11 protein-coding genes are annotated in these 15118 nt (G+C 60.0%); 6 read left to right on the top strand and 5 right to left on the bottom strand.

Annotated elements, in window-relative coordinates:
- Positions 1-66: 66 nt before the first annotated feature.
- The 4 genes from macA to AC0ZWN_RS19140 all read left to right on the top strand — a co-directional run bounded on the left by macA (position 67) and on the right by AC0ZWN_RS19140 (position 4559).
- The gene (gene macA / locus AC0ZWN_RS19155) at positions 67-1215 is read left to right on the top strand and encodes a macrolide transporter subunit MacA (RefSeq protein WP_095047884.1); all 1149 of its coding nucleotides are present in this window, start codon (positions 67-69) and stop codon (positions 1213-1215) included.
- A gap of 2 nt (positions 1216-1217) precedes the next feature.
- Positions 1218-3176 carry a MacB family efflux pump subunit gene (locus tag AC0ZWN_RS19150; protein WP_116254885.1) on the top strand — a complete coding sequence of 653 codons (1959 nt, stop codon included), beginning with the start codon at positions 1218-1220 and terminating at the stop codon, positions 3174-3176.
- A gap of 676 nt (positions 3177-3852) precedes the next feature.
- Positions 3853-4218, top strand: a complete 366-nt coding sequence (locus AC0ZWN_RS19145; RefSeq protein ID WP_476336141.1) for a DUF6124 family protein — start codon at positions 3853-3855, stop codon at positions 4216-4218.
- A 59-nt stretch (positions 4219-4277) separates the two neighbouring features.
- The gene (locus tag AC0ZWN_RS19140) at positions 4278-4559 is read left to right on the top strand and encodes a DUF6124 family protein (RefSeq protein ID WP_476336125.1); all 282 of its coding nucleotides are present in this window, start codon (positions 4278-4280) and stop codon (positions 4557-4559) included.
- Positions 4560-4801: 242 nt separating this feature from the next.
- On the opposite strand, the gene AC0ZWN_RS19135 is transcribed toward AC0ZWN_RS19140, so the two are convergent.
- Positions 4802-5548: a response regulator transcription factor gene (locus AC0ZWN_RS19135; protein WP_476336124.1), complete on the bottom strand. Its 747-nt coding sequence runs from the start codon at positions 5546-5548 to the stop codon at positions 4802-4804.
- A 319-nt stretch (positions 5549-5867) separates the two neighbouring features.
- Here AC0ZWN_RS19135 and ycaC point away from each other — a divergent pair, with 319 nt between their 5' ends.
- Positions 5868-6500, top strand: a complete 633-nt coding sequence (ycaC, locus tag AC0ZWN_RS19130) for an isochorismate family cysteine hydrolase YcaC (protein ID WP_476336123.1) — start codon at positions 5868-5870, stop codon at positions 6498-6500.
- Positions 6501-6587: 87 nt separating this feature from the next.
- Here the strand turns inward: ycaC and AC0ZWN_RS19125 are convergent, their stop codons facing one another.
- Together AC0ZWN_RS19125 and AC0ZWN_RS19120 are read right to left on the bottom strand one after the other, a co-directional pair.
- On the bottom strand, positions 6588-7559 hold the full coding sequence (locus AC0ZWN_RS19125; protein ID WP_476336121.1) for an alpha/beta hydrolase: 972 nt from the start codon (positions 7557-7559) through the stop codon (positions 6588-6590).
- 232 nt (positions 7560-7791) lie between these two features.
- On the bottom strand, positions 7792-9048 hold the full coding sequence (locus AC0ZWN_RS19120; protein ID WP_476336120.1) for an MFS transporter: 1257 nt from the start codon (positions 9046-9048) through the stop codon (positions 7792-7794).
- A 265-nt stretch (positions 9049-9313) separates the two neighbouring features.
- On the opposite strand from AC0ZWN_RS19120, the gene AC0ZWN_RS19115 reads away from it, so the two are divergent.
- On the top strand, positions 9314-10861 hold the full coding sequence (locus AC0ZWN_RS19115) for a sensor domain-containing diguanylate cyclase (protein WP_476336119.1): 1548 nt from the start codon (positions 9314-9316) through the stop codon (positions 10859-10861).
- Here AC0ZWN_RS19115 and AC0ZWN_RS19110 read toward each other — a convergent pair.
- Positions 10823-13285 carry a PAS domain-containing protein gene (locus AC0ZWN_RS19110; protein ID WP_476336118.1) on the bottom strand — a complete coding sequence of 821 codons (2463 nt, stop codon included), beginning with the start codon at positions 13283-13285 and terminating at the stop codon, positions 10823-10825. The two genes, AC0ZWN_RS19115 and AC0ZWN_RS19110, sit on opposite strands and share 39 nt — an antisense overlap.
- A 136-nt stretch (positions 13286-13421) precedes the next feature.
- Positions 13422-14960, bottom strand: a complete 1539-nt coding sequence (locus AC0ZWN_RS19105) for a cryptochrome/photolyase family protein (protein ID WP_476336116.1) — start codon at positions 14958-14960, stop codon at positions 13422-13424.
- Positions 14961-15118: the final 158 nt, after the last annotated feature.

Raw genomic sequence — 15118 nt, 5'->3', positions numbered from 1 at the left:
TTGTTGTTTATCTACCAGAACCCGGCTGCTGGCCGGGCTCACCCCTGAACGGACTTGTGGTTATTTATGGAAAAGTCGAAGTTGCGCAAAGTCGGTATGGGTTTAGCGTTAGTGGCAGTAGCGGGATTGGCTTTCTACACGGTGCAGGCACCGGCCGAGGCGCCGCAATACCTGACCGCCCCGGTGGAACGCAGTGACATTGAAAACGCGGTGCTCGCCACCGGGTTGCTCGAAGGCATCAAGCAAGTGGACGTCGGCGCGCAAGTGTCGGGGCAATTGAAGTCGCTCAAGGTCAAGGTTGGCGACAAGGTGAAGAAAGGGCAGTGGCTGGCGGAAATCGATCCGCTGGTGTTGCAGAACACTTTGCGTCAGGCCCAGGTTGATGAGGAAAACCTGCAAGCGCAAAAACGCGCGACCCAGGCTCAGCTCAGGCAGACCAAAGCGATTTACGAGCGCTACAAGAACTTGCAGGACGACGCGTCGATCTCGCGCCAGGACTTCGAAACCGCCGAGTCGGATTATCAGGTGCAACAGGCCAATCTGATGTCGCTCGATGCGCAGATCAAAAGCGCGCACATCCAGATCGACACGGCCAAGGTCAATCTGGCCTACACACGGATTGTTGCGCCGATTGATGGCGACGTGGTCGGCGTGGTCACTCAGGAAGGCCAGACCGTGATCGCCAGCCAATTGGCACCGGTCCTGCTGAAACTGGCGGATCTGGACACCATGACGGTCAAGGCACAGGTGTCCGAAGCCGACGTGATTCACATCGCCCCGGGGCAAGAGGTGTATTTCACCATTCTCGGCGAGGACAAACGCTACTACGCGAAACTGCGCGGCACGGACCCGGCGCCGCAGAACTTTCTTGAAACACCGCCCGCCGGTACGCCTAAGCAAAGCAGCGCGGTGTTTTACAACGCGTTGTTCGAGGTGCCCAATCCCGATCATCGCCTGCGCATCTCGATGACCGCGCAGGTGCGCATTATCCTCGACACCGCCAAGTCGGTGCTGACCGTGCCGGTGGCGGCGCTCGGTCCGCGCAATGCCGACGGCAGTTTCCCGGTACGCGTACTCGACGCCAAGGGCCACGCGCAGTCGCGCAACGTGCAGACTGGGATCAACAACAACGTCAAAGTGCAGATCAACGCCGGTCTGGCAGAAGGCGACCGCGTGGTGATCGGTGATCCGGTGAACAATGTGGCGGGGGCCTGAGCATGACTGAGCCACTGCTACAACTGACCGGCATCACCCGCAGTTTCACCGCTGGCGACCGCGAGTTTCTCGCGCTGAACAACATCAATCTGACGATCAATGCCGGGGAAATGGTGGCGATCATTGGTGCCTCCGGTTCCGGCAAATCGACGCTGATGAACATCCTCGGTTGCCTCGATTACGCCACCGCCGGCAGCTACAGGATCAACGGCCAGGAAACCCGCGATCTGGACAATCAGGCCCTGGCCGAGCTGCGCCGCGACTACTTTGGTTTCATCTTCCAGCGTTACCACTTGCTGCCGCATTTGAGCGCAATGCACAACGTCGAGATGCCGGCGATTTACGCCGGTACGCCACAGCTTCAACGCCATGCCCGTGCCCGTGAGTTGTTGGCGCGACTGGGTCTGGAAGGGCATTTGACGCATCGGCCGAGCCAGCTCTCCGGCGGTCAGCAACAGCGCGTGAGTATCGCCCGCGCCTTGATGAACGGAGGCGAAGTGATCCTCGCCGACGAACCGACCGGCGCCCTCGACACGGCCAGCGGCAAGGAGGTCATGCGCATCCTGCTGGAGCTGCACGCGGCGGGGCACACGGTGATTCTGGTCACTCACGACCCGAAAGTGGCGGCCAATGCCGAGCGCATCATCGAAGTCAGCGACGGCGAAATCCTCAGCGACCGCAGCAACGAACGCGATACCACGCACCTGCTCAGCGAAGAACCGGTGGCACCGAAAGCCACCGCTTCGCGTCGCCTGGTCGCCAGTCTCGGGTTGTTCAAAGAAGCATTCGCCATGGCGTGGGTGGCGTTGATCTCGCACCGCATGCGCACCTTGCTGACCATGCTCGGCATCGTCATTGGCATCACTTCCGTGGTGTCGATTTCGGCGGTCGGGGAGGGCGCGAAGAACTATGTGCTCAAGGACATTGCGGCGATTGGCAGCAATACCATCGATGTCTATCCCGGCAGCAGTTATGGCGACAAACGTGCCGCCGCCATTGAAACCCTGACGCCGGCCGACGTCACCGCGCTGAATCAGTTGTACTACGTCGACAGCGCCACGCCGATGATCGGCCGCAGCCTGTTGTTGCGTTATCGCAATATCGATCTGGATGCGCAGGTCAACGGCGTCAGCGATCAGTACTTTAAGGTGCGCGGGATCAAAATGGCCGCGGGCATCCCGTTCAGCGAAAGCGATGCGCGGCGCCAGGCGCAGGTGGTGGTCATCGATCACAACACCCGGCAGCGCCTGTTTGGCCAGGATGTCGACCCGTTGGGCCAGGTGATCCTGATCGGCAACCTGCCATGCACAGTGATCGGCGTGGCCGCGCAGGATAAAAGCCTGTTTGCCTCGGGCAAGACCCTCAACGTCTGGGTGCCCTACGAAACCGCCGCCGGGCGGGTGTTGGGCCAGCGTTATCTGGACAGCATCAGCGTGCGCATGAAGGACGGCCAGCCGAGCAAAGTGGTGGAAGAGCACGTTACCCAACTGCTGCTGCAACGCCACGGCACCAAGGATTTCTTCACCAACAACCTCGACAGCGTCTTGCAGACCGTGCAGAAAACCAGCCGCTCGCTGGCGTTGCTGCTGTCGCTGATTGCGGTGATTTCCCTGGTGGTCGGCGGCATCGGGGTGATGAACATCATGCTGGTGTCGGTGACCGAACGGACCCGCGAGATTGGTATTCGCATGGCGGTGGGGGCGCGGCAGTCGGACATCCGTCAGCAGTTTCTGGTGGAGGCGGTGATGGTCTGTTTGTTGGGCGGGGCGATCGGCATTTCCCTGTCGTATGCGATCGGGCATTTGTTTTCGGTGTTTATCAAGGAGTGGGAAATGGTGTTCTCGCTGGCGTCGGTACTGACGGCGGTGGTGTGCTCGACGTTGATCGGGATTGTGTTTGGCTTTGTGCCGGCGCGGAATGCTTCGCGGCTTGATCCGATCGAGGCGTTGGCGCGGGATTGAGAGCGGCCCTCATCAAACCTGTTGGGGCATTGCTCAGGTCGTGATGTTGGGGGAATTGGCGGTGAATCAGGCTTTGGTGCGCGTCGCGGGATTGCCCTCACCCTAACCCTCTCCCAGAGGGAGAGGGGACTGACCGCAGTGTTTGCTGGAGATACGCCGACGTGGGATACCGAGCCAAACTCAGGTTTTGAACAGCACAAAGATCGGCTCCCTTTCCCCCTCGCCCCCCTTGGGGGGAGAGGGCTGGGGTGAGGGGGGAATCCCACTGACACACCGCAAAACCTGGAACCACCGCCATCCAGAATTTCCATCAATAAACACAACGCCGATTGCCCGTTTAAATTACACGAACCGTTACGTCATGCCGCCTACAACACCTTGCGTCGTTACCTACGCGTACGCCAGAATCCGCCGGCTTGTGCGCTTATCCCATGGGCTCTATCGTTTCCCTGCCACTGCCTATCAGTGGTCGGGTTTAGTAGCCCGATTGGTATTAGTAAGTGCATGAGTTCCATTTAGTCAGGTGCGTCTCTGCCTGCACTCAATGGTGGTTGTGCGCAGGGCGCCCTCGGGCGCGCCGGTCTTGCTAATTCCACCGGTCTACTAACCTGTGCACAGCCGCCACCCTTCTTTTAGTAGAGAACGGTCGCGGCCCTATTTCAGGAATTAGATGAATATGTTCAAAGTTACGCCGAACCCTCCGGACACCGATCCGATCCCCTACGACGCCGCGCTCGAACCTCAAAACATCAAAGAGGCTACAGAGCGGGCGATCAATTTCTACCTCAATCCTTCCGCACTCAAAACCTCAAAACCCACTCGCAAAACCGGCAAGATCTACCTGATCGACCCCACCATCGACGACGAAACCCTGCTCGTCGAAGCCTACGAATCGTTGTCCTCGGCCAGTGACATGGCCCGCGACCTTGCCGACTCGATCGACAGCCCTCACCGCAAGAAGATGCTGATCCTGCAACAGGTGATCATGTTGAGTGAATTGGTGGTGAGTCGCGTCCTCGACAATCAGCGCTTGCCCAATTAATTGCGAAACGGCCGCGTGAGGGAGCCTGCTCCCTCGCTGCGCAGAAGGAGTTTGAGCTGATGTCCAAGACACGCGATCCGCCGGTGACTGCGGCCAACATCATGGCCACGCCCTACACGCCCAACGCTATGTTCCGGGTCAATCCGCAAACCGATACCGAATCCCTGCTGGCAAACGCCTGTGAATCGCTGGCATCCGCCTCGGTCATGTTGTCTGATTTTGCCGGGATGCTGGAGGGGCCGCATCGCAATACCTTGCTGGGTATTGCGCAAGTGGTGATGTTGGGGGAATTGGCGGTGAATCAGGCATTGGAGCACGTCGCGGGAGTGCCCTCACCCTAACCCTCTCCCAGTGGGAGAGGGGACTGACCGCGGTGTTTGCTGAAGATGCACCGACGTGAACTACCGAGCCGAACTCAGGTTCTGAAAACCACAATGATCGGCTCCCAAGCCGAACTCAGGTTTTGAAAACCACAAAGATCGGCTCCCTTTCCCCCCTCGCCCCCTTGGGGGAGAGGGCTGGGGTGAGGGGGTAGATCCAACTGACCCACCCAAAATACCGAAGGCGTCGCAATCCCGGCGTATCAAGCCGCACTCGACGCCAACGCCTCCAACGGCGAATACATCCAGCGCATCAACGAATGCCGCCCGCTGATGCCCAACTTGATCGCCGCCCGTTTCAGATAACTCTCTACGGTGTTGACCTTCAACGCCAATTGCTCCGCCAGTTCCGGCGCCGTGCGGCCGGCGAGCAGACCGACACACACTTCGGTTTCGCGGTTGGACAGGCTCAGCCCCAGTTGCTCCAAGCGCTCGTCAAAGCGCAGGCGCAAGGTTTCCAGGCCGCTGCCTTCGGCTGCTTCGGACGGAATTTGTGGATCAGGGGTGGCCGGTTGCAGGGCGTTGATGTGTTTTTCCACCATCGGCAGCAGCACCGGGGAAATGTCCTGCAACAGGCTGCGCTCCTGCGCGGAGAAACGCTGCGACTCGCCGTTGCGGTACACCGAAATCACGTAGCGATAGCCGTCCTTGCGCCGGGTCAGGTGCAGTTGCGAGGCGTCCGCACTGGTCGCGGCCGGCGGAGTCTGTAAATGGTGAGCCGCCGCACTGTGTTCGGAAAACACCGTTTCGGCGAGCAGGGCCGGCTCTTTCAGCGGCTCCGGCTCACTGCGGCTCGACGCGCGGCCCACTGGTTCGACACGCATCTGCCGGATGTGCGTGGCGTCGACCGCCAGTTGCGTCAGGATCAGGTCATGCAGCATGCGCGGAAAGTGCCGGCTGCCGGTGCTGGCGATGACCTTGCCGATGTGGGGGAACAAGTGTGAATTCATATGCGTGTCATCCCTGAGAGGCGTTAATTCAAAAACGTCTGCAGCCCTGTCGACGATCTCCTTGGTCGACGAAAAACCGCAGACTTGGATCCTATCCTAGTACAACGTTTGAGCGACGGTTTAATGAAGGTGTTATTAGCTAATAACCCTGAATTTGCTGGCTTCAATGCGGGAACGAAGAGAATACCCTCGTTGAATTGTCCTGTTCAGGTTGACGGTGAAACCCATTTCAACCGATTTATCCCTTTTCGATGCGTCAGTAACCTGTACACAACTTGAACGCAACAACAACTTCCAACACTGAAAAGGGACGCACACCATGACCACTCCAACCTACAACCGCCTGAACAAAGACGACGCTATCGTGCTGCTGGTCGACCACCAGACCGGCCTGATTTCGCTGGTGCAGGACTTCTCGCCAAACGAATTCAAGAACAACGTGCTGGCCCTGGCGGATCTGGCCAAGTTCTTCGAACTGCCGACTATCCTCACCACCAGTTTCGAACAAGGCCCGAACGGCCCGTTGGTGCCAGAGCTGAAAGAGATGTTCCCGGACGCGCCGTACATCGCTCGTCCAGGCCAGATCAACGCCTGGGACAACGAAGATTTTGTGAAAGCGATCAAAGCCACCGGTCGCAAGCAGATCATCATTGCCGGTGTGGTAACGGATGTCTGCGTAGCGTTCCCGACCTTGTCGGCGCTGGCGGAAGGGTTTGATGTGTTTGTGGTGACTGATGCGTCCGGCACTTTCAACACCACCGTGCAACAAGCCGCGTGGAGCCGCATGACTCAGGCCGGAGCGCAGATGATGAACTGGTTCTCGGTGGCCTGTGAGCTGCACCGCGACTGGCGCAACGATATTGAAGGCTTGGGTAATCTGCTGTCGCAGCGCATCCCCAACTACCGCAACCTGATGAACAGCTACTCGGCGCTGACGCCTCAGCAGAAGTAATTCGACATGCTGCAAACGAAAAGCCTGCCCTGAAAAGCAGGCTTTGTCGTGTCTGCACTGTAAAGCGCTGGCTGCGTTGCGATGACGTTACTTCAGGTTATGGCTGAAGAACGTGGTCAATTTGGCGAAGGGAATCAGGTTGACCCGGTCGTATAAGTCGACATGGCCGGCCCCTGGAATGATCAGCAGCTCCTTGGGTTCGGCCGCGCGCTGGTACGCGTCTTCACTGAACTCGCGGGAGTGCGCCTGAGCACCGGCGATGAACAGCAGCGGGCGGGGGGAGATGCTCTCGATGTCATTGAACGGGTAGAAGTTCATGAACTTCACATTGCTGATCAGCGTCGGCATGGTGGTGGTCTGCGGCGAAGCACCGGCCGGAGTGACCTGGCCACGCGGGGTACGGTAGAAATCGTAGAACTCGTCACCCACGGCATTGCCAGTGAGCTTGAGCGGTGTGCCGCCGGTGTAGCGGACCGGGCCGCCCCAGAACTGCGCGTTACGCTGTTGCGCAGCCTGTTCAACGATCGATTGGCGTTGCGCTGGCGTGAGCGAATGTTTGAGGCCGTTGCGGTTGGCAGCACCCATGTCGTACATGCTGACGGTGGCAATCGCCTTCAAACGTGGGTCGATCTTGGCGGCACTGATGGCGAAGCTGCCGCTGCCGCAAATACCGATAACGCCGATACGCTCGCGATCGACCAGTGGGCGAGTGCCGAGAAAGTCCACCGCCGCGCTGAAGTCTTCGGCATAAATGTCCGGCGCAACCGACTGGCGTGGCAGGCCTTCGCTTTCGCCCCAGAAGGACAAGTCGAACGACAGCGTGACGAAACCCTGTTCCGCCATTTTGGTCGCGTAGAGATTGGCGCTTTGCTCTTTCACTGCGCCCATCGGGTGGCCGACGATGATCGCGGCATTTTTTGACTGTGGGTCAAGGTTCTTCAGGCTGAACAGATTGCCTGCGACCTTCATTCCGTACTGGTTCTTGAAGGTGACCTTTTCCACGGTCACTTTATCGCTGGTGTAGAAGTTGTCTGCGCCGTTCGACATATCGGCTCCCATGGCTGAAAAAGTACTGAAGAGCAGCCCGAAGGCCAAGCAAAAACCTTTCACTGGAATGTCCTTGCGATTGAGGGTTTATTCGTCTGAGTCTGTGCACGAACATTCTCTCGATCAGCGCCTTGGCGCCGAAGTGCATTCCTCTGGATTGCTTGCCTGATCCACTGAGTCCTGGATTTTTAATGCCGCGCAAACACGATTTGGCGGCGATGAGAGGGCAGGGACGCGATATGGATTACGCTGAGGATTCAGCGCTGGCTTCGACCACCCCGGTCTCAGCCCGCCCGCCACTGCGCTGGGTTTCCGGCACCCCGATCCCAAGCAACACAACCGCCACCGCCGCAATAGCGGCCAGGGTCAGAAACGCCGCGCTGTAACCGGCCTCTTGCACGACGAGTCCGGCGAGGCCGTTGCTTAGCGCCGCGCCCAGCCCGAACACCGTGGTCAGTGCGCCGAGGCTGACGTTGAAGTGGCCGGTGCCCTGGGTGAGGTCTTTGACCATGATCGGAAACAAGGCGCCGAACAGACCGGCGCCGACGCCGTCGAGCAGTTGCACCGCGACCAGCCAATAGGCATCGTCCGACAGCGTGTAGAGCACGCCGCGCAAGGGCAGGATCAGGAATCCGGCCAGCAGCAGCGGCTTGCGTCCCCACAGATCGGCTTTCGCCCCGACCAGTAATGCCGCCGGCACCATCACCAATTGCGCCGCGACGATGCACGCCGAGGTCAGCGGGGTGGCCATCTGCAAATTGGCTTGCGCAAGTTTTTGGCTCACCAGCGGCAACATCGCCGCATTGGCGAGGTGGAACAGCGCACAGCAAATGGCGAACAGCAACAGCGGCCGGTTGCTCAGCAGCACCGACAAACCGGAAGGCTGTCGGTGGCAGGCGTCGGCTGGATCCAGTCCGCGCGCCAGATCATGGTCGATGGCGGCTGGCGAAACGCAGGCGATGGCAATGACACTGGCCAAAGCCATGGCCGCCATCAGATAGAACACTGCGACCGGGCCGAACAGGTAGGCAAATATACCGGCCAGCAGGGCGGCGCAGGCATTGCCGGCATGATTGAAGGTTTCGTTGCGCCCGGTTCGCCGAGTGAACGCCCGTGGCCCGGTCATGCCCAGGGTAATCGCACAAATGGCCGGGGCGAATATCGAGGCGGCCATTGCGCTCAAGGTTTGCGTCAGCGCCACCCAAGTGAACGACGTCACGAACGGCAGCATCAGGCAGCTTCCGGTCACCACCAGCGCGGCGATCGCAATCAACGCACGTTTGCGCCGGCTGTTGTCGACCCAGGCACCGGCGGGTGTCTGGGTGATCAGCGCGGCGACCCCGGCGATGGTCATCACCAGACCAATGCTGGCCGGCTCCCAGTGATGCACCGCCAACAGATAGATGGCCAGATAGGGGCCGAGGCCGTCGCGCACGTCGGCGAGGAAAAAGTTCAGGCTGTCCAGTGACAGGTTGTTGCGGCGATCGAGGTCAGCGGCCACGGCGGTGTCTTCAATGTTCGAGGTTTGCGGATGGATTCAACCTCAGCAAGCCTAATGACCTGCGCCCGTGAATATAAGTTGCAGGCCACGGCTGTGTCGTTGCGAAACAACGCCAAGGGGCTGAAAACGACGTTCCGTCATACGGTTGCTGCACGTTCGACGCGCTACTTGTATCCTTGCGCCGGTCGAGGACATACGACCGCTGTTATTGCCTTGAATCAGTAACGGCCGGAACCGGAAACCGGACTTTCCATTAGGTACTTTCGTGAAGCGTGATACCCACCTCGTCATCCTCTTGCTGCTGGTCATCGGCTGCTCCCTGGCGTCGCTGACCATCTGGAAAGTGCTGTCTTCGCGCGATCGCGCGCTGGAGGAAGTCAACGTGCACGGGTTGAACCTGACCCAAGCACTCGAAACCTATTCCGAAGGCATTGTCCGGCAAAGTTCGCTGCTGTTGCTCGGGCTGGTCGAACGCCTGGAAACCGAGGGCAGTGGCCCCACGCAGATCCAGCGCCTGAGTGCGCTGATCAACCGCCAGCAACCGTTGATGCCACAAATGAGCGGTATCACCATCTATGACCGAGATGGTCATTGGCTGATGTCGTCGAACCGGCCGATTCCGGTCGGTGCCAGCAGTATTGATCGAGCCTATTTCATTCATCATCGCGCCGATCCGAGCCGCGAACCCTTTATCGGGCCACCGATCCGCAGCCGTTCCAATCAGGAGTGGGTGATCACCGTCAGCCGCCGTTTCAATGATGATCGCGGCGAGTTCGCCGGGGTCGTGGCCGTGACCCTGGGCGTGGAAAACTTTCTGCGCCTGTTCGGCAAACTCGACATCGGCCAGGACGGTGCCATCGGCTTGTCCTATACCGACGGTACGTTGCTGGTGCGCTATCCCTTCCGCGAGCAGGACATGGGCCGCAACTTTTCCAAGTCGCCGATCTACGCCAAGTACCTGGTCGATCAATCGGTCGGCACCGCGTCTTATACCTCCAGCCTGGATGGCGTCGAACGCCTCTACGCCTTCCGCAAAAGTGAGAAGTTGCCACTGATCACTACGGTCGCCATCGGCAAGCGTGAAGCGCTCAAGGCGTGGCGAACCGAGGCACTGTTGTCGGCGGTGGTGGTGGCGGGGCTGTTGGGGCTCACCGGTCTGATCGGCTGGTTCTTGATCCTCGATATTCGGCGCCGGACCCAGGTTGAAGGCGAACTGCGCATCGCTCAGCAGCAGTTGCTCGGCTCCAATCGACAACTGGAACTGTTGGCCATGAAGGATGCGCTGACCGGGCTGGCGAATCGGCGCTGCTTCGACCAGACCCTGGCCACAGAGGCGCGTCGGGCAAAGCGCGACGGTTCGTCACTGGCCTTGCTGATGATCGATATCGACTATTTCAAGCGCTTCAATGATGCCTTCGGGCATGTTGCCGGCGACGCATGTCTGCAAACCGTCGGTAGCGTGCTGGATGAGTGTGTGCGGCGACCGTCGGACCTGGTGGCGCGCTACGGCGGCGAAGAGTTCGCCGTGATCATGCCCGACACCGATATGGGCGGCGCTGCGGTGGTGGCGCAGCTGATTATCGAGCGCCTGCAGCAAGCCAACATTGCCCACCCCACCAGTCCGGTGGCTCGTGTGAGCCTGAGCATCGGCATCGCCGCTGCGCGCGGTGCGCACCTGGAGCCGGTGAGCGCTCTGATCGAGTGCGCCGACCAAGCGCTGTATCAAGCGAAAACGGCAGGGCGCAACAGGTTCATGACATCCGCTGCGCAACCCTCACTCAACGTCGATGGACAGCAGGCCACCGACCCGTGACACCAGCGTGTCGACGGCAAACGGTTTGGTCAGTACCTGCATGCCCGGGCCGAGCTGACCGTTGCCGATCACTGAGTTTTCCGCGTACCCGGTGATGAACAAAGTCTTCAGCCGCGGCCTGATTTCCCGGCCCGCATCGGCCATCTGCCGGCCGTTCATGCCACCCGGCAAGCCGACATCGGTGATGAGCAAATCGATGTGCGCGCTGGAACGCAATACTTCCAGTCCCTCAACGCTGTCGGCCGCTTCGAGCAGGTTGTAGCCGAGTTCGTTCAGCACGTCTCTGAGCAGCGTTCGAACGGTGGGTTCGTCGTCGACAATCAGGATGGTCTCACCGGCCTTTGCCGGCAGGGTTGCCGAGTTTTGCGTGTCATCGTGATTGCGCTGCGTTTCGCCGCGGTAGCGCGGCAGGTAAATGCAGATGATGGTGCCTTGCCCCACGGTCGACTGCACCCGCACCTGGCCGCCGGATTGCTTGGTGAAACCGTAGATCATCGACAGCCCCAGCCCGGTGCCCTGGCCCAGTGGTTTGGTGGTGAAAAACGGGTCGAAGGCCTTGGCCATGACCTCCGCACTCATACCGGTACCGGTGTCTGCAACCGACAGGCACAGGTATTGCCCTTCGGGCATCTCCCTGATGCGCGCCGATTCAGCATCAAGGGTTCGATTGGCAGTTTCAACGGTAATGCTGCCGCCATCGGGCATCGCATCACGGGCGTTGATGCACAGGTTGAGCAAAGCGTTTTCCAGTTGGCTGGCATCGACCAGCGCCGGCCACAGATCGGCGGCAACGACCGTTTTCAGGCGAATGCTCGGGCCGACGGTGCGCTGGATCAGTTCGGTCATGCCGGCAATCAGCGCGTTGACTTCAGTCGGCCGAGGATCGAGGGTCTGCCGGCGGGAGAACGCCAGCAGGCGATGGGTCAGGGCGGTCGCGCGTTTGGCGGCGTCCTGGGCGATCAGCATGTATTTGTCGATGTCCTTCAGACGACCTTGGGCGATGCGTTTTTCCATCAGCTCCAGAGAGGCACAGATCCCCGCCAGCAGGTTGTTGAAGTCATGGGCCAGACCGCCGGTGAGTTGCCCGACGGCTTCCATTTTCTGCGATTGGCGCAACTTCTCTTCGGCCTGCATCAGTTCTGCGGTGCGCGCCGAGACCCGTTGTTCCAGTGTGTCGTTGAGCGCTTTTAAAGCGGCGGTGACCCGGTCACGTTCGTCTTCGACATTGCGCCGGTCTTCGACATCGATCAGCACGCCGGGAAAGCGTAAAGGCGTGCCGTCCTCGGCGCATTCGACGCGTCCGTTGGCTTCGATCCAGGTGTATTTGCCATCCGCACCGCGCACTCGGTACTGATGCGAATAGGCGCCACCGCGGGCAAGGGCGTCATTGATTGCCATTGTCAGCCCCTCGCGGTCATCGGGGTGCACGGTGACTACCACTTGCTCCAGGCTCAGACCGTCGCGGCCCAGTGCCGGGTCAAGGTTGAAGACCCGGGCGAAAGCTTCGTCGACGTAGAAACGATCGGTGGGCAAGTGCCAGTGCCAAGTGCCGATAATGGCGCCCGCGGCCAAGGCCAGTTGGACCCGTTCGACGTTTTCCCGAGCGATCGCCTCGCTGACGCGCAAGCGTTCCTGCGCGTCGCGGCGCTCGGTGACGTCGCTGAAGAAGATCGCAATCTGCCGATCGGCCGGGTCACCGACACGGACGGCGCGCACGTCGAACCAGCGTTCGAAGGTGTTGGCGTAGTTCTCGAAGTTTGCCGGCTCGCCAGTCTTGGCGACGTGGCCGTAGGTCTCGAACCAGAATTTCTCCAGGTTGGGCGCAAACTCGGTGACCCACTTGCCCCGCAGGTTGACCCCGGCCTGACGCTCGAACGCCGGGTTGGCTTCAACGAAGCAGTAATCGATGGGGTAGTCGTCGGCGTCGAATTTGACTTTGACGATGGCGAACGCGGCTTCGATGGTTTCCAGAATGGTGCTGAAGCGCTCTTCACTTTTGCGCAGTGCGGTTTCGGCACTGCGTGAACGGGTCAGGTCGAGCATGGCCCCGATCATGCGTTCGGCTTTGCCGTCGGCATTGCGGATCAGATGCCCGCGGTCGAGCACCTCGGCGTAGGATCCGTCCTGACAGCGGAAGCGGTACTCGGCACTCCAGGTGGTGCCTGTGCCCGCCATCGCCGCCCGAATCGAAGTCTCGACCCGCGCGCGATCCTGCTGGTGGATCTGCGCAAAGCGCCAGTCACACGTCGGTTCGATGGCGCTGGGGGCATAGCCGTACGCCTGTTCCAACGCGTCGTTCCAGACAATCTGATGGGTTGTCAGATTCCAGTCCCAGACGGCGTCGCAGGTCGCTTTGACGGCCAGGCGCAGGCGCGTGACCTCGGACTCAAGCTCCTCGCGAGTAAGCTGTTTCAGGATATCCACCCCTCATGCCTTGATTATTGGTCTGCGTTCAATCGGCGTGTTTCAAGCGAACAGCCAGGTTGCTTCGTAAGCTTTGTGAGCCATTGACCCGGGGCGCCCTGTTTAAGTTGCACGCGGGGCACGGGCGCGTGCGTTTTCATAACGAGTCACCGTTATCCAGCGTGTCGAGCAACTGTTGGCCACGTTGCCACAGTGCCTGTTGTTTGGCTGGCGGCATGCGGTCGAGGTTTTTGTACATCATGGCCATGCGCTGATTGCCCCGTAGAAGGTCGGCGTGGCGCATCAGGAAATGCCAGTACAGGGCGTTGAACGGGCAGGCGTTGTCGGCCGTGGTTTCGCGCACCGAGTAAGCACAGTCGCGACAGTAGTCGGACATCCGGTTGATGTACTGGCCGCTGGCACAATAAGGCTTGGAACCGAGGTAACCGCCATCGGCGTGCATGACCATGCCGAGGGTGTTGGGCAGTTCGACCCAATCGAACGCATCCATGTAAATCGCCAGATACCATTCACAGATCTGCTTCGGCGCGATGCCGGCGAGCAGGGCGAAATTACCGGTGACCATCAGGCGCTGGATGTGATGGGCGTAGGCGTGTTTGAGGCTTTGGCCGATGGCCTGGCGCATGCAATTCATTTTGGTTGCAGCGGTCCAGTAGAACTCCGGCAATGGCCGCTGGTTGGCAAATGCATTGCCTTCGGCGTACTCGGGCATGTGCAGCCAGTAAACGCCTCGGACATATTCGCGCCAGCCGATCAGTTGGCGGATGAAACCTTCGGCAGCATTCAGCGCGATGCTGCCGGACCAATAGGCCGACTCCACATCAGCGCAGAGCTGGCGCAGGTCGAGCAAGCCAATGTTCAGCGCCGCGCTGATGCGCGCATGGAACAGAAACGGCTCGTCACTGGCCATGGCGTCCTGATAGTCGCCGAAGCCGGCCAGGGCGTAGTCGAGAAAGTACGCCCAGAGCGCCTGGGCATCGGCGTGCGTCACCGGATAGTTGAAGTCCTCCAGACTGCCGTAATGACTGGCGAAACGGTGTTTTACCAAGGCGAGGACTTCGACGGTGATTGCATCGTTGGCAAAACCGGCCGGGTAGGGTGCCTTGACGGTTTTCGGCAAAGCTTTGCGATTCTCGGCGTCAAAGTTCCACGCGCCGCCGACCGGCGTGCCGTCACCGTTGAGCAACAGGCGACTTTTGCGGCGCATCTCGCGGTAGAAGAATTCCATGCGCAACTGTTTTTTGCCTGCGGCCCAAGCGCGAAACTCATCGCGGCTGCACAGGAAGCGGCCGTCCGCGTGCCAGTGGATCGGCACACCACATGCTTTGAGCGATTGCTCCAGGCGCCAGTCTCCGCACTCCGTCACGTGCAACTCGTTGGCCTGCAACAAAGCCTGCCAGCGCTTCAGCTCGCCGGGCACCGAGCCGCTGTTCTGCGGGTCGTCGAGGGCCACGTAATGCACGTGGATGCCCTGGTTCTCCAGCGCCTGAGCAAAGTGACGCATGGCACTGAAAATCAGCGCGATCTTCTGCGGGTGATGGGCGACATGGGTGGCTTCTTCCATGACCTCGACCATCAGCACACGGTCGTGTTCGCTATCCAGTCCGGCCAATGACGCCAGATCAAACGATAACTGGTCACCCAGCACCAGGCACAACCGACGGGTTTTGTTCATTTCACGAATTCAGCGTAATGAGCAGCAGGCTGCCGCGTGGACGTTTAAGTGCTAAATCCAGATAGTTGTACAGATTGTAGTTTGTGTATAGGTTTTTGTGCGATGAATTGCGTGATATTCAGATCTCCCCTGTGGGAGCGAGCCTGCTCGCGAAGGCG

The sequence above is a fragment of the Pseudomonas sp. 3B-A001-10F genome (assembly GCF_056313565.1).
Note: the sequence above shows the minus strand (reverse complement) of the source record. Positions and strands in the feature narration are given on the sequence as shown.